Source organism: Halomonas sp. B23F22_10 (assembly GCF_043496975.1).
GTDB lineage: Bacteria > Pseudomonadota > Gammaproteobacteria > Pseudomonadales > Halomonadaceae > Halomonas > Halomonas smyrnensis.
The window spans coordinates 62557-81943 of record NZ_JBIEKF010000004.1; the positions used below are offsets into that span (position 1 = coordinate 62557).

The following is a 19387-nucleotide window of genomic DNA, read 5'->3' on the forward strand; positions in this document are numbered from 1 at the left end:
CGCCGCGCCAAACGAAGAAAACCCCGAAGGCCAGGCCTTCGGGGTTTTTTGTTGCCGTCTGGTTCGGGCGGCGTCAGGCGGTCTGTACCGCCTCGCGCAGCAGCCCTGCCGACAGCACCGGCCACTGGTCGTCCCAGTGCGCGGTGGGCCGGTGGCGGAAGTCGCTGCGCACGTACTGGGCGATGCGCCCCTCGACCTGGGCGACCAGCAGGTTGGCGGCGGCCGGAATCGGCAGCGACGGGCGACGCCCCTCGCGCAGTTCCGCCTCCCGCAGCACCTGCTTGAGCTGGGTCTCGAGGCGTTCGAACAGCTGGTGGATGCGCTGGCGCAGCCGCGCCGTCTCGCCGGTCAGGGCGTCGCCGCCGAGCAGCCGCGACAGGCCCGGGTTCTTCTCGGCGAAGGCCAGCACCAGGGTGAGGATCTGGCCGCAGCGAGGCAGCGCCTCGGGCACCTCCTCGAGGATGCGGCCGATGCGTTCGAACAGCGTCTGTTCGATGAACTCGATGAGCCCCTCGAACATGCGTGCCTTGCTGGGGAAGTGGCGGTAGAGGGCGGCTTCGGAGACGCCGACCTGTCGCGCCAGGGCGGCGATGGTGATGCGCTTGCCGCTGTCTTCCTCCAGCATCAGCGCCAGCCCCTGGAGGATCTGCTCCCGGCGGCTGGGAGTGTGAGTTGCCTGCGTCATGATGTTCTTTTCTTGTCGGTCCTTGATAAGAGGGGCAGCCGGGGCCGAGACCCCGGCGTCATCATCGGTTCGCGTTGGTGATCAACGTGCCCACTCCCGCGTTGGTGAAGATCTCCAGCAGGGTCGCATGGGGCACCCGGCCGTCGACGATGTGAGCGCTTGCCACGCCGCCCTTCACGGCGTCCAGCGCGCAGCGGATCTTCGGCAGCATGCCGCCATGAATGGTCCCATCGGCGATCAGGGCGTCGACTTGAGCGGTGGTCAGCCCGGTAAGCACCTCGCCCTCGGCGTTCATCAGCCCGGAGACGTTGGTCAGCAGCATCAGCTTCTCGGCGTCCAGCGCCTCGGCCACCTTGCCGGCCACCAGGTCGGCATTGATATTGTAGCTGCGCCCGTCCTCGTCGACGCCGATCGGCGCGATCACCGGAATGAAATCGCGCTCGGCGAGCATCTCGATCAGGTCGGTGGAGATATGCTCCACCTCGCCGACGTGGCCGATGTCGATGATCTCGGAGGCCGCCATGTCCGGCGTCTGCTGCTCGACCCGGAGCTGGCGGGCGCGGATCTGGCCGCCGTCCTTGCCGGTCAGGCCGATGGCCTTGCCGCCGCTCTGGTTGATCAGGTTGACGATGCCCTTGTTGACCAGCCCGCCCAGCACCATCTCGACCACGTCCATGGTCTCGGCGTCGGTGACCCGCATGCCGTTGACGAAGCGCGACTCGATCTTGAGCTTGCCGAGCAGGTCGCCGATCTGCGGGCCACCGCCGTGGACGACCACCGGATTGATGCCGACCTCCTTCATCAGCACCATGTCGCGGGCGAAGGAGTCGATCAGGGTGTCCTCGGTCATGGCGTTGCCGCCGTACTTGACCACCACGGTCTTGCCGGAGAAGCGCTGGATGTAGGGCAGGGCCTCCGAGAGCACCTCCACTACCTGGCGCGGGTCGCGGTTCTGTTCGCTCATGTCTTCCTTCCTGGTCGTGTCTTTGTCGTGGTTCACAGCGCCAGCTCGAGGTCCGGGGCCACCTGGGCGAGGGCGTCGGCGAAGCGGGCGCGGATGCGCTCGAGCGCCGCGTCGCTCTTGCCCTCGAAGCGCAGCACCAGCACCGGCGTGGTGTTGGAGGCGCGGCACAGGCCCCAGCCGTCCGGATAGTCGACGCGGATGCCGTCGAGGGTGGTCTTGATGCCATCGTCGCCGAAGTCGCCTTCCCGGGCCAGTCGCGCCACCAGCTCGAACTTGGTCTCGTCGGTGACGGCGACGTTGATCTCCGGGGTGCCGATGTCCTGCGGGTAGCGGTCGAAGAAGGCGTCGGCGTCTTCTGCATGACGCGACAGCACCTCCAGCAGCCGGGCGGCGCCGTAGAGGCCGTCGTCGAAGCCGTACCAGCGCTCCTTGAAGAAGATATGGCCGCTCATCTCGCCGGCCAGCTGTGCGCCGGTCTCCTTCATGCGCGCCTTGATCAGCGAGTGGCCGGTACGCCACATCTCCGGGGTGCCGCCGGCTTCATCGATGACGCGGGCCAGGTTGCCGGTGCACTTGACGTCGAAGATCACCCGCGCGCCGGGGTTGCGCTCGAGCATGTCCTCGGCGAAGGCCATCATCAGGTGATCGGGGTAGATCAGCCGGCCCCGGGGCGTGATCACGCCCAGGCGGTCGCCGTCGCCGTCGAAGGCCAGGCCGATGTCGGCCTCATGTTCGCGCACGGCGCGGATCAGGTCCTCGAGGTTCTCGGGCTTGCCCGGGTCCGGATGATGGTGGGGGAAGGTGCCGTCGATCTCGGCGAACAGCGGGATCGTCTCGGCGCCCAGGCGCTCGACCAGCTCGGGACCGAGTTCGCCGGCCACGCCGTTGCCGCAGTCCACCACCGCCTTGAGCGGGCGGGCCAGGCTCACGTCGCCGAGGATGCGCTCGAGATAGGCCTTGCGCACGTCTTCCTGGTGCACCTCGCCGGCGCCCTCGGCCAGGTCGCCTTGCTCGATGCGGCGATGCAGGTCGGTGATCGCCTCGCCGGACAGCGTTTCGCCGCCGAGCACGATCTTGAAGCCGTTGTAGTCCGGCGGATTGTGGCTGCCGGTGACCATCACGCCGGAGGCGGTGCCGTCCAGCACGTGGGTGGCGAAGTAGAGCACCGGGGTCGGCACCATGCCGATGTCGATCACGTCGCAGCCGCTGGCGGTCAGGCCGCGGGTCAGGGCGTCCTTGAGCCGCGGGCCGGAGAGGCGGCCGTCGCGGGCCACTACCACCCGGTGCTCGCCGCGGGTGAGGGCAGCGCTGCCGATGGCCTGGCCGATGCCCTCGACGCCGGCCTCGGTGAGGGTGTCATCGACGATGCCGCGGATGTCGTAGGCGCGGAAGATCGAGGCCGGGGCCTGGCGAGTGCTGTCCTGTGTCATGTCGCTCGTCATCCTGGTGAGGGGAAAGGGCGGCGTCAGTGGCGGCCCGAAACGTCAGTGGCGACCGGAGCTGCCGAAGCCGCCGTCGCCGCGCAGGCTCTCGTCGAAGTCGTCGACCAGCTCGAGCTCGGCCTGCACCACCGGCACCAGCACGTACTGGGCCAGGCGCTCGAAGGGCTCGAGGGTGAAGGTGGTGCTGCCGCGGTTCCACACCGAGATCATCAGCTCGCCCTGGTAGTCGGAGTCGATCAGCCCGACCAGGTTGCCGAGCACGATGCCGTGCTTGTGGCCGAGCCCGGAGCGGGGAAGGATCATGCCGGCCAGGCCTGGATCGGCGATGTGGATGGCCAGGCCGGTGCGCACCAGCTGGCAGTCGCCGGGCTCGATGACCAGGGGCTCGTCGAGCAGGGCGCGCAGGTCCATGCCGGCGGAGCCCTGGGTGGCGTAGTGGGGCAGGTGGTCGCGCATCCGCTCGTCGAGCAGCTTGACGGCGAGGCGGGGGCGGTCGGCGGAGGTCGGCATGGTGTGGCTTCCAGAAATATAGAACGGTAAAAGACGAACGGCGTCGGGGATCAGTCGGCGTCGCCGGCCGACGAGGCCAGGCGTTCCAGCGCGCGGCGGATCACGGCCTCGGCGAGCTCGGCCTTGGGCTGGGGCGGCAGGTCGGCCTGGCCGGTGGTGTCGCCCTCGCGCCACAGCAGCAGGGCGGCGTTGTCGTCGGCGCCGAAGCCGAGCCCGGCGCGGGAGACGTCGTTGGCCACCACCATGTCGAGCCCCTTTCGCGCGAGCTTGTCGTGGGCGTAGGCGGCGAGGTCCCGGGTCTCGGCGGCGAAGCCGACGACGAAGGGGCGGTCGGCGCGCGCGGCGACGGCGGCGATGATGTCGGGGTTCTTGACCAGGCGCAGGGTGAGGGTGTCCTCGCCGTCCTGCTTCTTGAGCTTGTGCTCGGCCGGCGCCTCGGCGCGGTAGTCCGCCACCGCGGCGCAGCCGATGAACAGGTCGCAGTCGCCGGCCAGGCGCTGGGCGGCGTCGTGCATCTCCCGGGCGCTTTCCACGTCGATGCGCGTCGCGCCCGCCGGGGCGGGCAGCGCCACCGGGCCGCTGATCAGCGTCACCCGGGCGCCGAGAGCGGCGGCGGCGGTGGCCAGGGCGTAGCCCATCTTGCCGGAGCTGTGGTTGGAGAGGTAGCGCACCGGGTCCAGCGGCTCGCGGGTGGGGCCGGCGGTGATCACCACGTGCAGGCCCTCGGCGGGGCGGTCGGCGGGCGCGCTCAGGGCGGCGAGGATGGCGTCGGGCTCGAGCATGCGGCCGGGGCCCACGTCGCCGCAGGCCTGATCGCCGCTGTCCGGGCCCAGCAGTGTCCAGCCGTCGTCGGCCAGCCGGCGGGCGTTGCGGGCGGTGGCCGGCTGGCGCCACATGGCCTGGTTCATGGCCGGGGCCATGGCCTTGTCGGCGTCGCTCGCCAGGCACAGGGTGGTGAGCAGGTCGTCGGCGTGGCCGTTGGCCAGTCGCGCCATCAGGTCGGCGGTGGCCGGGGCGATCAGGATCAGGTCGGCCCAGCGGGCCAGCTCGATGTGCCCCATGCCGGCCTCGGCCTCGGGGTCGAGCAGCGAGGTGCGCACCGGCTCGCCGGTCAGCGCCTGCAGCGTCAGCGGGGTGATGAAGGCCTGGGCGCCGTCGGTCATCACGACGCGCACCTCGCAGCCGGCCTGCTTGAGCAGGCGGGCGAGCTGGGCGCTCTTGTAGGCGGCAATGCCGGCGCTGATGCCGAGCAGAACGCGGCGTGGAAGGGCTGTCGACATGGTCGTATCCGCGGGTGAATCCGGCCGTCTACCTTACCATTCGGCCGCACCCTTGCGTAGCCGCGCTCCTTGGCGTCGCCCTGGGGGCTCCCGCTGGGATATCGCCTGCCGATCCCGGGACTACACTATCCTGAGGATGAACAGGCGGGCAGGGAGACCGGGATGTCGATTCGTGACTGGCCGGAGGGCGAGCGCCCCCGGGAGAAGCTGCTGGCGCTGGGCTCGGAGGCGCTCTCCGACGCCGAGCTGCTGGCAATCTTTCTGCGCGTGGGCGTGACCGGGCGCTCGGCGGTGGACCTGGCCCGCGACCTGCTGTCGGCCTTCGGCGGCCTGCGGCCGCTGCTGGAAGCCGATCGCAGGCGCTTCTGCACCGAGCGCGGGCTGGGCGAGGCCAAGTTCGTGCAGCTGCAGGCCACGCTGGAGCTGTCACGGCGCCACCTGGCCAGCCAGCTGGCGCGGGAGGACGCGCTGACCTCGCCGTCGCTGGTGCGTGCCTATCTGGCCTCGCGGCTGCGCCATCTCGGCCACGAGGAGTTCGCGGCGCTGTTCCTCGACAGCCAGCATCGGGTGATCCGCTTCGAGTCGCTGTTCCGTGGCACCCTCGACAGCGCCTCGGTGTATCCCCGCGAGGTGGCGCGCCGCGCTCTGGAGCTGGGCGCCGGGGCGATCATCTTCGCCCACAACCACCCCTCCGGGGTGGCCGAGCCCAGCGATGCCGACCGGCGCATCACCGAGCGTCTCAAGGAGGCGCTCGGGCTGTTCGAGATCCGGGTGCTGGATCATTTCGTGGTCGGCGACGGCGAGGTGGTGTCATTCGCCGAGCGAGGGCTGCTATAATCCGCCGCGATCAAAATCCGCAGACGCAGTCGTGCTCGCCCGAGACTGGCCCCGAGGCCACGTTGGCCGGCGATGTCGCTGCACATTTCTGCACGTCGCTTGTCTGGCAACGTTGACTCTGGTATAAAGTGCAGCCTTTGAATTCCCTTGGGTCAAATGACAGCGGGGTCGTCCCGGTTTTGCCCGACAGGTTTTGAACAATCAGGTATTCGTACCTGGCCAAGCGGTTGGAGGCTCTCATGTCCAAAGTATGTCAGGTTACCGGCAAGCGCCCGGTGACTGGTAACAACGTTTCACACTCCCAGCGCAAGACGCGTCGTCGTTTCGTGCCGAACCTGCACAGCCACCGTTTCTGGGTGGAGTCCGAGAAGCGCTTCGTCAAGCTGCGCGTCTCCTCCAAAGGCATGCGCATCATCGACAAGAAGGGCATCGAAGCGGTGCTCGGCGACATTCGCAAGCGCGGCGAAACCGTCTAAGCGTTTCCATAAGGGAGAAGACTCATGCGTGACAAGATTCGTCTGGTGTCCAGCGCCGGTACCGGCCACTTCTACACCACCGACAAGAACAAGCGGAACACTCCTGACAAGATGGAGATGAAGAAATTCGATCCGGTTGTTCGCAAGCACGTGATGTACAAGGAAGCCAAGATCAAGTAAGTCGGGATCCCCGCGGTTCCCGAGATCGCTTCCGCCGCAGGCCTCGGCCTGTCCTCAAGAACCCGGCCCGATGGTCGGGTTCTTGCGTGTGATCGCCGCACGCCGTCGATAGCAGGTCGTTCCATGCCCGAGTTGCCCGAAGTCGAGACCACCCGGCGCGGCATTGCCCCGCACGTGGAAGGCCGCGAGATCACCGAGGTGATCGTGCGCCAGCCCCGCCTGCGGGTGCCGGTGCCGGACGACCTGGTCGACCGCCTGGTGGGCGCGCGCATCGGTCCGCTTTCGCGTCGTGCCAAGTACCTGCTGATCCCCGTGGAAGGCGACGGCGGCACGCTGCTCTGGCATCTCGGCATGTCCGGCAGCCTGCGCGTCGCCCGGGTCGGCGAGCTGCCCAAGAAGCACGACCACGTCGACCTGGTGCTCGACGACGGCGCGGTGCTGCGTTACCACGACCCGCGGCGCTTCGGGTTCGTCGACTGGCTGGCCGGCGACGCCGAGCACGACGCGCGTCTCGCGAAGCTGGGCCCGGAACCGCTCTCCGAGGCCTTCGACGGCGGACGGCTGTACGAGCTGTCGCGCCGGCGGCGCATGGCCGTGAAGCCCTTCCTGATGGACAATGCCGTGGTCGTCGGCGTCGGCAACATCTACGCCGCCGAGGCGCTGTTCCTGGCCGGCATCGACCCCCGGCGCGCCGCCGGGCGCATCTCGCGCGAGCGCTACGACCGCCTGGCGGCCGCGGTCAGCGAGGTGCTGGCCGCCGCCATCACCCAGGGCGGCACCACCCTGCGAGACTTCGTCAGCGGCACCGGCGAGCCGGGCTACTTCGCCCAGCGGCTCAACGTCTACGGCCGCGACGGCGAACCCTGCCGGCGCTGCGGCGCCGAGCTGCGCCTGGTGACCCTGGGCCAGCGGGCCAGCGTCTTCTGCGGCGAGTGCCAGACCTGAGCGCCGCCACCCGATTCCGATGCCCGGGCCCGAGGCCGGCATCCCCCGAACGTCTCTGCGACGCCCACGAAGCGACGCCCACGACCTCCATGATGAGAGCCACGACATGACCGCCCTACGCTCACTGCGCCTGAAGAAGAACGCCGATCGCCGCCTCAAGGCGGGACATCTCTGGCTGTACTCCAACGAGATCGACACCCGGGCCACGCCGCTCAAGGACTTCGCCCCCGGCGAGCAGGCCCAGGTCGAGGCCGCCAACGGCAAGGCGCTGGGCGTGGCCTACGTCAACGCCCACTCGCTGATCTGCGCGCGCCTGGTGTCCCGCGATCCGGGCATGCAGCTCGACCGCTCGCTGTTGGTCCATCGCCTGAACCAGGCCCTGGCCCTGCGCCAGCGCATGTTCGACAAGCCGTTCTATCGCCTGGTGCACGGCGAGGGCGACCTGCTGCCGGGGCTGATCATCGACCGCTTCGGCGACGTGCTGGTGGTGCAGCTCAACACCGCCGGCATGGAGGCCCAGCTCGAGCCGCTGCTCGACGCCCTGGACAAGGTCGTCTCCCCGAGCGCCGTGGTGCTGCGCAACGACACCTCCGGTCGCCGTCTGGAAGGCCTCGAGAGCCGGATCGAGGTGGTCAAGGGCACGCTGCCGGAGGCGGTGGAGCTCGAGGAGAACGGCGTGCGCTTCGTCGCCCCGGTGCTCGACGGCCAGAAGACCGGCTGGTTCTACGACCACCGCGTCAACCGCGCCTGGCTCAACCAGCAGGTGGCCGGCAAGCGCGTGCTCGACCTGTTCAGCTACATCGGCGGCTGGGGCGTGCAGGCCGCCGCCAGCGGTGCCAGCGAGGTGCTGTGCGTGGACGCCAGTGCCCCGGCGCTGGAGCGGGTCGCCGATAACGCCGCCCTCAACGGCCTGCACGAGCAGGTGGCGGTGGGCGAGGGCGATGCCTTCGAGGCCATGGCCGCGCTCAAGGCCGACGGCGAACAGTTCGACGTGGTGATCCTGGATCCGCCCGCCTTCATCAAGAAGCGCAAGGACACCACCGCCGGCGAGCGCGCCTACGGCAAGCTCAACCGTGAGGCCATGCGCCTGCTGGGCCGCGACGGCCTGCTGCTCTCGGCCTCCTGCTCGATGCATCTGGCGCCGGAGCGCCTGGTGGACACCGTGCGCGGCGCCGCCCGCCACCAGGATCGCCACGCCCAGATCCTGTTCCAGGGCCACCAGGGCCCGGATCACCCGGTGCACCCGGCGATCCCCGAGACCTCCTACCTCAAGGCCCTCGGCGTGCGCGTCTTCCGCGATTGATCGAGGCCCGATGAAACGGGGCGCGCCATCCGGCGCGCCCCGTTTTTCCTGACCGCGAGTGCCCATGAACGACTTCGCCTTCGTCCGCGTCTTCTCCCACGCCAATCCGCTGCTGGTCGGCCACGTGGCCAACCTGCTGGAGGTCGCCGGCATCCCCGTCGAGCGGCGCAACCTGACCCTGGGCGGCGGCGCCGGCGAGCTGCCGCCGGGGGAGTGCGAGCCCGAGGTCTGGGTCGCCCCTCACAATCGGGCCCGGGCCGAGGCATTGATCCACGAGGCCCTCGACGGTCGCGAAGACCGCCCGGCCTGGACCTGCCCCGGCTGTGGCGAGCGGCTGGAAGGCGCGTTCGACGCCTGCTGGAACTGTGGCGGCTCTCGGCCCTGATACCGGGCGCCTCGGGCCGAGGCCTGGTCGTCGAGGGAATTGTGGCGTGAAGCCCTTCTGGCAGAACGACGTCCTGTGCCGCTCGGCACTTTCCTGAAAATCCTGTCTTTTGAAGCGCGCCCGTCTGCGTGATTGTTCTGCTGTGCTGTAATGAGGTGGTGAGCCATTCTCATCCATCGGCCAACCGCGGAGGATCATCCATGCAGATCGCCGTTCCGAAGGAAATCAAGAACCACGAATACCGCGTCGCCCTGACCCCCAGCGGCGCCCGCGAGCTGATCGGCCGCGGCCACGCGGTAGTCGTGCAGGCCGGCGCCGGCGAGGGCGCGGGCTTTCCCGATGCCGATTTCGAGGCCGCCGGCGCTCGCCTCGAGCCCGACGTGGCCAGGCTGTGGGCCGAGGCCGAGCTGATCCTCAAGGTCAAGGAGCCCCAGCCGGAGGAGGTCGCGCGGCTCTCGAAGGGGCAGACGCTGTTCACCTATCTGCACCTGGCCGCCGAGCAAGAGCTGACCCGCGGGCTGATGGAGAGCGGGGCCACCTGCCTCGCCTACGAGACCATCACCGCGGCCGACGGCGGGCTGCCGCTGCTGGCGCCGATGAGCACCGTGGCGGGCCGCATGGCGGTGCAGGCCGGCGCCCACAGCCTGGAGAAGGCCCAGGGCGGCGCCGGCGTGCTGCTGCCGGGCGTGCCCGGCGTGGCGCCGGCGCGGGTTACCGTGATCGGCGGCGGCGTGGTCGGCGAGAACGCCGCGCGCATGGCGCTGGGGCTGGGCGCCGAGGTGACGGTGCTGGACAAGTCCATCCCGCGCCTCGAGACCCTGGACGACCGCTACCAGGGTCGCATGAAGACCGTGTTCTCCACCGCCGACGCCCTCGAGGAGGCGGTGCGCGACTCCGACCTGATCATCGGTGCCGTGCTGGTGCCCGGCGCCGCCGCGCCCAAGCTGATCACCCGTGCCATGCTGGCGGAGATGAAGCCGGGCAGCGTGCTGGTGGACGTGGCCATCGACCAGGGCGGCTGCTTCGAGACCAGCCGACCGACGACTCACGCCGAGCCGACCTACGTGGTCGACGGCGTGGTGCACTACTGCGTGGCCAATATGCCCGGCGCGGTGGCGCGCACCTCGACCCAGGCGCTGACCAACGCCACCCTGCCGTTCGTCGTCGCCCTGGCCGACAAGGGCTGGCAGCAGGCGCTGGCCGACGACGCCCACTTCGCCGCGGGGCTCAACGTCCACGACGGCCAGCTGACCTATCGCGCCGTGGCCGAGGCCTTCGGGCTCGACTACGTGGAGGTCGATCGGTTGATTGGCTAGGGTGGTCACACGCCTGGCACTGAGGGCCGGAACTCCTCTGTGGGAGCCCGGCCCCTCTCGTGCTTTTCCGGCAGGTCGCCTTGGCCGGGGCGCCGCGTTACCATAGCGGGCATTCGAGAGTCAGCTGAGTCCCGCTTTCATGACCGCATCGTCCGACAAGACCCGTGTGCTGACGGGTATCACCACCACCGGCACGCCCCACCTCGGCAACTACGTCGGGGCCATCAAGCCCGCCATCGCGGCGAGCCAGGACCCGAGCGTCCAGTCCTACTACTTCCTCGCCGACCTGCACGCGCTGATCAAGTGCCAGGACCCCAAGCGGGTCCAGCAGTCGCGCCTGGAGATCGCCGCCACCTGGCTGGCGCTGGGGCTCGATACCGACAACGCCATCTTCTATCGCCAGTCGGACATCCCCGAGATCGGCGAGCTGAACTGGATGCTGTCCTGCGTCTGCGCCAAGGGCCTGATGAACCGTGCCCACGCCTACAAGGCGGCGGTGGCGGAGAACGAGGAGGCAGGAAGCCCCGATCCCGACCGCGGCATCACCATGGGCCTGTTCGGCTACCCGGTGCTGATGGCGGCGGACATCCTGATGTTCAACGCCAACAAGGTGCCGGTCGGCCGCGACCAGATCCAGCACATCGAGATGGCGCGTGACATGGGCGGGCGCTTCAACCACCTGTTCAAGGGTCAGTACTTCACCCAGCCCGAGGCGGTGGTGGACGAGCGGGTCCAGGTGCTCAATGGCCTGGACGGTCGCAAGATGTCCAAGAGCTACGAGAACACCATTCCGCTGTTCGTCTCCGAGAAGAAGCTGCAGAAGCTGGTGCGCAAGATCAAGACCAACTCGCTGGAGCCCGGCGAGCCCAAGGACCCGGATACCTGCACCCTGTTCCAGATCTACTCGGCCTTCGCCAGCGTCGAGGAGACCGCGGCCATGCGCACCGAGTACGAGAACGGCATCGGCTGGGGCGACGCCAAGAACCGCGTCTTCGAGTACCTGAATGCCCACCTGCGCGAGCCCCGCGAGCGCTACCAGGCGCTGCTGGAAGACCCCGGCCACATCGAGGCCGTGCTGAAGCAGGGCGCCGAGCGCGCCCGGGCCGAGGCCGCGCCCTTCATGGACCGCCTGCGCAAGGCGGCCGGCCTGGGCCAGTTCGTCTAGCCACGGTGCCCCAAGGTTGAGATCCACAACGGCGCCTCCGACCCTGGTCGGGGGCGCCGTTGTGGTAGAGTACGCCCCAAGGCGCCGCAGAGCGCCACGGCCCGCATTCCCGACATGGAAAGAGAGAACTTGATGACCAGCGAAGCCAAGCGCCCCCTCTATGTGCCCTACGCCGGGCCGCCTCTGCTCGAAATGCCCCTGCTCAACAAGGGCAGCGCCTTCACCCGGGAGGAGCGCTTCGAGTTCAACCTCGTCGGCCTGCTGCCGCAGAACGTCGAGACCATCGAGGAGCAGGCGGAGCGGGCCTATCGCCAGTATCGTCAGTGCCAGACCGACCTGGATCGCCACATCTACCTGCGCGCCATCCAGGACGACAACGAGACCCTGTATTTCCGCCTGGTCTCCGAGCATCTCGAGGAGATGCTGCCGATCATCTATACGCCGACGGTCGGTCAGGCCTGCGAAGAGTTCTCCAACATCTACCGCAATCACCGCGGCCTGTTCGTGTCCTACCCCGACCGCGACCGCATGGACGACATCCTGCGCAGCGCGACCAAGGACAACGTCAAGGTGATCGTGGTCACCGACGGCGAGCGCATCCTCGGCCTCGGTGACCAGGGCATCGGCGGCATGGGCATCCCGATCGGCAAGCTGTCGCTGTATACCGCCTGCGGCGGCATCAGCCCGGCCTACACCCTGCCGATCCAGATCGACGTGGGCACCAACAACCAGACCCTGCTCGACGATCCCATGTACATGGGCTGGCGCCATCCGCGTATCTCCCAGGAGGAGTACAACGCCTTCATGGCCGAGTTCATCACCGCCGTGAAGCGTCGCTGGCCGAACGTGCTGCTGCAGTTCGAGGACTTCGCCCAGGCCAATGCCCTGCCGCTGCTCGACCGCTACCGCGACGAGCTGTGCTGCTTCAACGACGACATCCAGGGCACCGCCTCCGTCTGTGTCGGCACCCTGATGGCGGCCTGCAAGGCCCGCGGCGAGACCGTCAGCGACCAGCGCGTGGCGGTGGTCGGTGCCGGTTCGGCCGGCTGCGGCATCGCCGAGCAGATCGTCGTGGCCATGCAGACCGAGGGCCTGTCCGAGGCCGAGGCCCGCGAGCGCATCTACATGGTCGACCGCGAGGGCCTGGTGACCGGCGACCAGGACTGGCTGCGCGACTTCCAGCGTCGCCTGGCCCAGGAAGTGACGCTGGTCGCCGACTGGGACGGCCAGTCGCTGCTGGAGGTGGTCAAGCGGGTCAAGCCGACCGTGCTGCTCGGCGTCAGCGGCCAGCAGGGCATCTTCACCGAAGAGGTGATCCGCAACATGCACGCCGGCTGCGCCTCGCCGCTGGTGATGCCGCTGTCCAACCCGACCTCCCGCGCCGAAGCGGTGCCGGCAGACGTGATCCGCTGGACCGACGGCCAGGCCATGGTCGCCACCGGCAGCCCCTTCGCCCCGGTGGAGCACGACGGCCGCTCCTACCCGATCGCCCAGTGCAACAACGCCTACATCTTCCCCGGCATCGGCCTCGGCGTGGTGGCGTCCGGCGCCAAGCGCATCACCGACACCATGCTGATGGCCGCCTCCCGGGCGCTGGCCGACGCGGCGCCGGTCGCCAGGACCGGTGAGGGCGCGGTGCTGCCGGCGCTGGCCGACATCCGCGAGCTGTCCAAGGCGATCGCCTTCGAGGTGGGGGCCGAGGCCCAGCGCGAGGGCGTGGCGCTGAAGTCCGACGAACAGACCCTGCGCCATGCCATCGAGCGCAACTTCTGGACGCCGAAGTATCGCGCCTATCGCCGCCGCTCCTTCTGAGGAAACGCGGATTTATTGCTGCGCTCCCTGGAAAATGATGATGGCTTGAAGGCAAGCCATTGACGAGAAAGCCCCCGCCGGGTCACCGGCGGGGGCTTTTTCATGGTGCTGTGGAATCAGGCCGAACCGCCTAGGCGGCCCCGTCAGGCTGAACCGATCATCTTGCGCAGCACGTAGTGCAGGATGCCGCCGTGGCGGTAGTACTCCAGCTCGTTGGCGGTGTCGATGCGGCACAGCGCCTCGAGCGTCTGCTCGCCCTTGTCGCTCTCGATGGCCACCTCGACCCTGCCGCCCGGGGTGAGAGCGTCGAGGCCCTTGATGGAGACGCGCTCGTCGCCGGTCAGGCCCAGGGTCTCGCGGGTTTCGCCCTCGGGGAACTGCAGCGGCACCACGCCCATGCCGATCAGGTTGGAGCGGTGGATGCGCTCGTAGGACTCCGCCAGCACGGCGCGCACGCCGAGCAGCCGGGTGCCCTTGGCGGCCCAGTCGCGGGAGGAGCCGGTGCCGTATTCCTTGCCGGCGATCACCACCAGCGGCGTGCCTTCCTGCTGGTACTGCATGGCCGCGTCATAGATGGCCATCTGCTGGCCGGAGGGCACGTGGCGGGTCTCGCCCCCGACCACGCCGTCGAGCATCTCGTTCTTGATGCGTACGTTGGCGAAGGTGCCGCGCATCATGATCTCGTGGTTGCCGCGCCGCGAACCGTAGGAGTTGAAGTCCACCGGTTTGACGCCGCGCTCCTGCAGATAGCGGCCCGCCGGGCTGTCGGGCTTGATGGCGCCGGCCGGCGAGATGTGGTCGGTGGTCACCGAGTCGCCGAGCATGGCCAGCACGTGGGCGCGGTGGACGTCCTCGGTGGGGGCGGGGTCGCGGCCCATGCCGTCGAAGAACGGCGGGTGCTGGATGTAGGTGGAAGCCTCGTCCCACTGATACACCTCGCTCTCGGGGACGTCGATGGCTTTCCACACCTCGTCGCCCTCGAACACCTCGGCGTACTCCTTGCGGTACATCTCGGTGCGGACCTTCTCCACCGCCTCGGCGATCTCGGCCTGGGAGGGCCAGATGTCCTGCAGGTAGACCGGCTTGCCGTCGCGGTCGATGCCCAGCGGGTCGCGGGCCAGGTCCTTTCGCACGTTGCCGGCCAGGGCATAGGCCACCACCAGGGGCGGCGAGGCCAGCCAGTTGGTCTTCACCTGCGGATGGACGCGGCCCTCGAAGTTGCGGTTGCCGGACAGCACCGAGGCCACGGTCAGGTCGCCGTCGGTGATGGCCTGCTCGATCGGGCCGGGCAGCGGGCCGGAGTTGCCGATGCAGGTGGTGCAGCCGTAGCCGACCAGGTGGAAGCCCAGGGCGTCGAGGTCGTCCTGCACGCCGCCGGCGGCCAGGTAGTCGGTGACCACCTTGGAGCCGGGGGCCAGCGAGGTCTTGACCCAGGGCTTGGTGTCGAGGCCGCGCTCCCGCGCGTTACCCGCCAGCAGGCCGGCGGCCATCATCACGCTGGGGTTGGAGGTGTTGGTGCAGGAGGTGATGGCGGCGATCACCACCGCGCCGGGGTCGAGGCGGAAGGTCTCGCCCTCGAGGTCGACCTGCTTGCTGTCGTGGTGCTCGTAGCTCTCCTCGACGCCGACCGCGGTCTGGCCGCCCTCGGACATCAGCTTGCCCTTCTCGGAGGGCGCCTCGAGCGGCTTGCCGTCGTCTTCCATCACCTTGGCGAAGGCCGTCGGCATGTCGGCCAGGTTGACGCGGTCCTGAGGCCGCTTGGGGCCGGCCAGGCTGGCCTCGACGTCGCCCATGTCGAGCTCGAGGGTATCGCTGAAGACCGGCTCGGCGCCGGGTTCGCGCCACAGGCCCTGGGCCTTGCAGTAGGCCTCGACCAGGGCGATCTGCTCCTCGTCGCGGCCGGTCAGGCGCATGTAGGTGAGGGTCTCGTCGTCGACCGGGAAGAAGCCGCAGGTGGCGCCGTATTCCGGGGCCATGTTGGCAATGGTGGCGCGGTCGGCCAGCGGCAGGTCCTTGAGGCCGTCGCCGTAGAACTCGACGAACTTGCCGACCACGCCGCGGCTGCGCAGCATCTGGGTCACCGTCAGCACCAGGTCGGTGGCGGTGATGCCCTCGCGCAGCTTGCCGGTGAGCTTGAAGCCCACCACCTCGGGGATCAGCATCGACACCGGCTGGCCGAGCATGGCGGCCTCGGCCTCGATGCCGCCGACGCCCCAGCCGAGCACGCCCAGGCCATTGATCATGGTGGTGTGGGAGTCGGTGCCGACCAGGGTGTCGGGGTAGGCGAAGGTCTTGCCATCCTCCTCCTTGGTCCACACCGTCTTGCCCAGGTACTCGAGGTTGACCTGGTGACAGATGCCGGTGCCCGGCGGCACCACGCGGAAGTTGTCGAAGGCCTGCTGGCCCCAGCGCAGGAACTCGTAGCGTTCGCGGTTGCGCTCCATCTCGATGGCGACGTTGTCCTTGAAGGCGCTGGGATCGCCGAAGTGGTCGACCATCACCGAGTGGTCGATCACCAGGTCCACCGGCGACAGAGGGTTGATGCGCGAGGGCTGCTCGCCGAGGGTCTCGACCGCGGCGCGCATCGAGGCCAGGTCGACCACGCCGGGCACGCCGGTGAAGTCCTGCATCAGCACCCGGGCCGGGCGGTAGCCGATCTCGCGATCGGACGAGGCGGTCTTCTGCCAGTCGACCAGCGCCTGCATGTCCTCGCGCTCGACGCCTTCCTGATCGGCGAAGCGCAGCTGGTTCTCGAGCAGGATCTTCAGCGTCATCGGCAGGCGCTCGATGTCGCCCAGCGTCTCGGCGGCCTTGGGCAGGCTATGGTAGTGGAAGGTGGTGCCGGCGGCGTCGAGGGTCTGCAGCGTCTCCGGTAGGGACGAAGTGCTCATGGGGTCCTCCTGTCACGGCGGGTAAGATCGAACCATCCTGGTCCGCTATAGATTACATGGTCATGATAGATGGCCTTTTCAACCATCGCGCCGACGCTGGCCCCGGCGCCCTTGAAAAGACGGCCGCGGCGCCCCATCTAACGGGGCAGTGATCCGGCCGGGGAGGACATCGTGCACGAGGAAGCTCTGGACAGCCACGCGGTGCGCTGCCCCTACTGCGACACCGGCTTCGAGCTGCTGGTCGATCTTTCCCAGGGCAGCCACACGACCTGGGAGGACTGCCCGCAGTGCTGTTCGCCGATCCAGATGCGCATCGAGGTGTCGCTTCTCAGCGGCGAGCTCGAGTCGCTGACCCTGGGGCGCGACGACGAGGTGCTGTAAAACCGGTGCCGTGAGCCGCCATGCCGCGCATGGGCCGCCCCGATGCCGGCCATCGATTTTGACTATCCGTGCCATTGACTCGCTTCAGTGGTGCGGCGAGGATGCCTGACCTAGCGTAGGCATTCCGCTTCTACCCCCGACGAATGTCATCACTCACTCCAAGGAGATCTGCATGAGCGTACTGGTTGGACGTCAAGCACCCGATTTCGAAGCCGCCGCCGTCCTCGGCAACGGCGAGATCGTCGACAACTTCAAGCTGTCCGACAGCAACGGCAAGCTCCGCGTGCTGTTCTTCTGGCCGCTGGACTTCACCTTCGTGTGCCCGTCCGAGATCATCGCCCACGACAACCGTCTGGCGCAGTTCAAGGAGCTCGGCGTCGAGGTGATCGGTGTCTCCATCGATTCCCAGTTCACCCACCACGCCTGGCGCCTGACCTCGCCGGAGAAGGGCGGCATCGGTGAAGTCGGCTTCCCGATCGTGGCCGACGTCAAGCACGAGATCACCCAGGCCTACGGCATCGAGCATCCGGAAGCCGGCGTCGCCATGCGCGGCTCCTTCCTGATCGACGAGAACGGCGTCGTCCAGCACCAGGTCGTCAACAACCTGCCGCTGGGCCGCAACGTCGACGAGATGCTGCGCATGGTCAAGGCCCTGCAGTTCCACCAGAAGAACGGCGAAGTCTGCCCGGCCGGCTGGGACGAAGGCCAGGAAGGCATGAAGGACACCGCCGAAGGTGTCGCGAGCTACCTGGGCAACCACGCCGGCGCCCTCTAAGCCCGTGTGATGTCCCTGGGGGCGGCCTGCGGGCCGCCCCTCGCGTCCCCGATAGCGGCCTTCGCGATGCCGACGGCTCGCCGCCATCGCCAAGCCCGTTGCTCCACCCCTTTCGAGAATTGCGAGGTTTCCCATGAGCGAAGCACGCCACGAACGCCTGATCATCCTCGGCTCCGGTCCGGCCGGCTACACCGCTGCCGTCTACGCGGCCCGCGCCAACCTGAAGCCGCTGCTGATCACCGGCATGCAGGCCGGCGGCCAGCTGACCACCACCACCGACGTGGACAACTGGCCGGGCGATGACACCGGCGTGCAGGGCCCCGAGCTGATGGAGCGCATGAAGCGCCATGCCGAGCGCTTCGAGACCGAGGTGCTGTTCGACCATATCCACGAGGTCGAGCTGCGCGAGAAGCCCTACACCCTGAAGGGCGACAACGGCACCTACACCTGCGACGCGCTGATCATCGCCACCGGCGCCAGCGCCCGTTACCTGGGGCTGGACTCCGAGCAGCGGTTCATGGGCCAAGGCGTGTCCGCCTGCGCCACCTGCGACGGCTTCTTCTATCGCCAGCAGGAAGTGGTGGTGGTCGGCGGCGGCAACACCGCCGTGGAAGAGGCGCTGTATCTCTCCAACATCGCCTCCAAGGTCACCCTGGTCCATCGCCGTGACAGCCTGCGCGCCGAGAAGATTCTCCAGGACAAGCTGTTCGAGAAGGCCGAGAACGGCAACGTCGAGCTGATCTGGAACCACACCCTGGACGAGGTGCTGGGCGACAACACCGGCGTCACCGGGGCGCGGCTGAAGTCCACTGAGGACGGCAGCACGCGCGAGATCGGCGCGCCGGGCGTGTTCATCGCCATCGGCCACAGCCCCAACACCGGCATCTTCGAGGGCCAGCTGGACATGGCCAACGGCTACATCAAGGTGCAGTCCGGCCTCGAGGGCAACGCCACCGCTACCAGCGTGCCGGGCGTGTTCGCCGCCGGCGACGTCATGGACCACGTCTACCGCCAAGCGGTGACCTCCGCCGGCACCGGCTGCATGGCGGCCCTGGACGCCGAGCGCTATCTGGAAACGCTTTGAGCCTGGGCCCGCCTGGCGGGCCCGAGCCATCGCTAGTAATGCGGCGGCACCTCGTCCTCCGGGCGGGGTGTCGCTGTATCCGCCTCCTGGAGCGCCTGACGCTGTTCGCGCAGCTTGTGCTGCATCAGCTCGTTGAGGCGCTCCAGCTGCATCAGGCGCCTTTCCTGGGCGGCCACCGTGCGGTCCAGCGTATCCAGCCAGTGTTCCTGGTAGGCCAGCCGGCTCTCCAGGGCCTCCAGTCGCGCCGCCGCGTCGGAGGGCGTGTCGTCGTCGTGCATGATAGACTCCTTATGCCGTGTCAAGCTCATCCTGGCGCGGCCTGCCGTGGCCTGTCCGCATCGTTGGCGTTCACCGATGGTTCGCATGGTGCCGACGCAGTCGGGGCGAGGGCGGCCTTCGTGCCGTTCGGTGCCTCGCCCCCATCACATCCGTTCCCTACGACAAGAGAGCATCCGAGGTTTATGAATCGAAAGGTCGTGTTTCGTTGCAGTATCGTCAGTCTGCTGCTGGCCGCGCCGGCGCCGCTGCTGATCGCGCTGTTCGTCCATCTCACCGGTGGTGAGCTGTCCCGCGAGCTGTTTGCCAGCCTCGAGGTCGGCGGCCTGGCGGTGGTCTATGTCGCGGCGGCCCTGGCGGTCTTCCTGCTGATGCTGGTGGCCACCCTGGCGATCAACGCCCTGACGCCCCAGCTGTCCAACATCGCCGAGGTCGAGGACGACGGCCGCGAGATCGGCGAGGTCAAGTGGTTCAACGTCAACAAGGGCTATGGCTTCATCACCCGCGACAGCGGCGAGGATGTCTTCGTCCATTTCCGTGCCATCCGCGGCCGCGGTCATCGCACCCTGGCCGAGGGTCAGAAGGTGAAGTATCACGTCTCGCGCAATGACAGAGGTTTGCAGGCCGACGACGTAACGGTCATCACGTGAAGAGCGTCAGGCTTTAGCCCCCGCCAACGA

General features: G+C 68.5%; 20 protein-coding genes. 13 read left to right on the forward strand and 7 right to left on the reverse strand.

The genetic code is table 11. The features are described from left to right. Nucleotides 1-73: 73 nt before the first annotated feature. From slmA to coaBC, 5 genes are all read right to left on the reverse strand, one after another. A complete protein-coding gene (gene slmA, locus ACGTNF_RS10090; RefSeq protein ID WP_394601591.1) occupies nucleotides 74-685 on the reverse strand; it encodes a nucleoid occlusion factor SlmA in 612 nt (203 codons plus the stop codon). 61 nt (nucleotides 686-746) lie between these two features. Then, nucleotides 747-1649, reverse strand: a complete 903-nt coding sequence (gene argB, locus ACGTNF_RS10095; RefSeq protein ID WP_016856553.1) for an acetylglutamate kinase — start codon at nucleotides 1647-1649, stop codon at nucleotides 747-749. Between the two features lie 32 nt (nucleotides 1650-1681). Then, complete coding sequence (locus ACGTNF_RS10100) at nucleotides 1682-3079, reverse strand: phosphomannomutase/phosphoglucomutase (RefSeq protein ID WP_394601592.1); 1398 nt, start codon at nucleotides 3077-3079, stop codon at nucleotides 1682-1684. A 54-nt stretch (nucleotides 3080-3133) separates the two neighbouring features. Then, nucleotides 3134-3601, reverse strand: a complete 468-nt coding sequence (gene dut, locus ACGTNF_RS10105; RefSeq protein WP_394601593.1) for a dUTP diphosphatase — start codon at nucleotides 3599-3601, stop codon at nucleotides 3134-3136. A gap of 50 nt (nucleotides 3602-3651) precedes the next feature. Then, the gene (gene coaBC, locus ACGTNF_RS10110) at nucleotides 3652-4881 is read right to left on the reverse strand and encodes a bifunctional phosphopantothenoylcysteine decarboxylase/phosphopantothenate--cysteine ligase CoaBC (protein ID WP_394601594.1); all 1230 of its coding nucleotides are present in this window, start codon (nucleotides 4879-4881) and stop codon (nucleotides 3652-3654) included. A gap of 162 nt (nucleotides 4882-5043) precedes the next feature. Here coaBC and radC point away from each other — a divergent pair, with 162 nt between their 5' ends. The 9 genes from radC to ACGTNF_RS10155 all read left to right on the forward strand — a co-directional run bounded on the left by radC (nucleotide 5044) and on the right by ACGTNF_RS10155 (nucleotide 13300). Further along, nucleotides 5044-5718: a RadC family protein gene (radC, locus tag ACGTNF_RS10115; protein WP_394601595.1), complete on the forward strand. Its 675-nt coding sequence runs from the start codon at nucleotides 5044-5046 to the stop codon at nucleotides 5716-5718. Nucleotides 5719-5957: 239 nt separating this feature from the next. Continuing rightward, nucleotides 5958-6194, forward strand: a complete 237-nt coding sequence (gene rpmB, locus ACGTNF_RS10120; RefSeq protein WP_035592734.1) for a 50S ribosomal protein L28 — start codon at nucleotides 5958-5960, stop codon at nucleotides 6192-6194. Between the two features lie 24 nt (nucleotides 6195-6218). Continuing rightward, entirely contained in the window at nucleotides 6219-6374 is a 156-nt protein-coding gene (gene rpmG / locus ACGTNF_RS10125; RefSeq protein ID WP_016856547.1) for a 50S ribosomal protein L33, read from the forward strand. Nucleotides 6375-6497: 123 nt separating this feature from the next. After that, nucleotides 6498-7319 (forward strand): bifunctional DNA-formamidopyrimidine glycosylase/DNA-(apurinic or apyrimidinic site) lyase, encoded by an 822-nt coding sequence (mutM, locus tag ACGTNF_RS10130; RefSeq protein WP_394601596.1) that lies wholly within the window; start codon nucleotides 6498-6500, stop codon nucleotides 7317-7319. 106 nt (nucleotides 7320-7425) lie between these two features. Continuing rightward, entirely contained in the window at nucleotides 7426-8622 is a 1197-nt protein-coding gene (locus ACGTNF_RS10135) for a class I SAM-dependent rRNA methyltransferase (RefSeq protein ID WP_394601597.1), read from the forward strand. Nucleotides 8623-8686: 64 nt separating this feature from the next. Next, the gene (locus ACGTNF_RS10140) at nucleotides 8687-9007 is read left to right on the forward strand and encodes a putative signal transducing protein (RefSeq protein ID WP_394601598.1); all 321 of its coding nucleotides are present in this window, start codon (nucleotides 8687-8689) and stop codon (nucleotides 9005-9007) included. A gap of 200 nt (nucleotides 9008-9207) precedes the next feature. Beyond that, entirely contained in the window at nucleotides 9208-10323 is a 1116-nt protein-coding gene (gene ald, locus ACGTNF_RS10145; protein ID WP_394601599.1) for an alanine dehydrogenase, read from the forward strand. Nucleotides 10324-10462: 139 nt separating this feature from the next. Next, complete coding sequence (gene trpS, locus ACGTNF_RS10150) at nucleotides 10463-11488, forward strand: tryptophan--tRNA ligase (protein ID WP_394601600.1); 1026 nt, start codon at nucleotides 10463-10465, stop codon at nucleotides 11486-11488. 132 nt (nucleotides 11489-11620) lie between these two features. Next, the gene (locus ACGTNF_RS10155; RefSeq protein ID WP_394601601.1) at nucleotides 11621-13300 is read left to right on the forward strand and encodes an NAD-dependent malic enzyme; all 1680 of its coding nucleotides are present in this window, start codon (nucleotides 11621-11623) and stop codon (nucleotides 13298-13300) included. Nucleotides 13301-13443: 143 nt separating this feature from the next. Here ACGTNF_RS10155 and acnA read toward each other — a convergent pair whose 3' ends face one another. Further along, complete coding sequence (gene acnA, locus ACGTNF_RS10160) at nucleotides 13444-16191, reverse strand: aconitate hydratase AcnA (RefSeq protein WP_394601602.1); 2748 nt, start codon at nucleotides 16189-16191, stop codon at nucleotides 13444-13446. 171 nt (nucleotides 16192-16362) lie between these two features. Here acnA and ACGTNF_RS10165 point away from each other — a divergent pair, with 171 nt between their 5' ends. The 3 genes from ACGTNF_RS10165 (at nucleotide 16363) to trxB (ending at nucleotide 18431) form a co-directional block, all read left to right on the forward strand. Then, complete coding sequence (locus tag ACGTNF_RS10165; RefSeq protein ID WP_394601603.1) at nucleotides 16363-16572, forward strand: zinc ribbon domain-containing protein; 210 nt, start codon at nucleotides 16363-16365, stop codon at nucleotides 16570-16572. A gap of 172 nt (nucleotides 16573-16744) precedes the next feature. Next, nucleotides 16745-17347, forward strand: a complete 603-nt coding sequence (locus ACGTNF_RS10170) for a peroxiredoxin (protein ID WP_016853437.1) — start codon at nucleotides 16745-16747, stop codon at nucleotides 17345-17347. A gap of 133 nt (nucleotides 17348-17480) precedes the next feature. Continuing rightward, nucleotides 17481-18431 carry a thioredoxin-disulfide reductase gene (trxB, locus tag ACGTNF_RS10175; protein ID WP_016853438.1) on the forward strand — a complete coding sequence of 317 codons (951 nt, stop codon included), beginning with the start codon at nucleotides 17481-17483 and terminating at the stop codon, nucleotides 18429-18431. 32 nt (nucleotides 18432-18463) lie between these two features. Here trxB and ACGTNF_RS10180 read toward each other — a convergent pair whose 3' ends face one another. After that, a complete protein-coding gene (locus tag ACGTNF_RS10180; protein WP_016853439.1) occupies nucleotides 18464-18709 on the reverse strand; it encodes a SlyX family protein in 246 nt (81 codons plus the stop codon). A 183-nt stretch (nucleotides 18710-18892) separates the two neighbouring features. Here ACGTNF_RS10180 and ACGTNF_RS10185 point away from each other — a divergent pair, with 183 nt between their 5' ends. Next, on the forward strand, nucleotides 18893-19357 hold the full coding sequence (locus ACGTNF_RS10185; protein ID WP_016853440.1) for a cold-shock protein: 465 nt from the start codon (nucleotides 18893-18895) through the stop codon (nucleotides 19355-19357). Nucleotides 19358-19387: the final 30 nt, after the last annotated feature.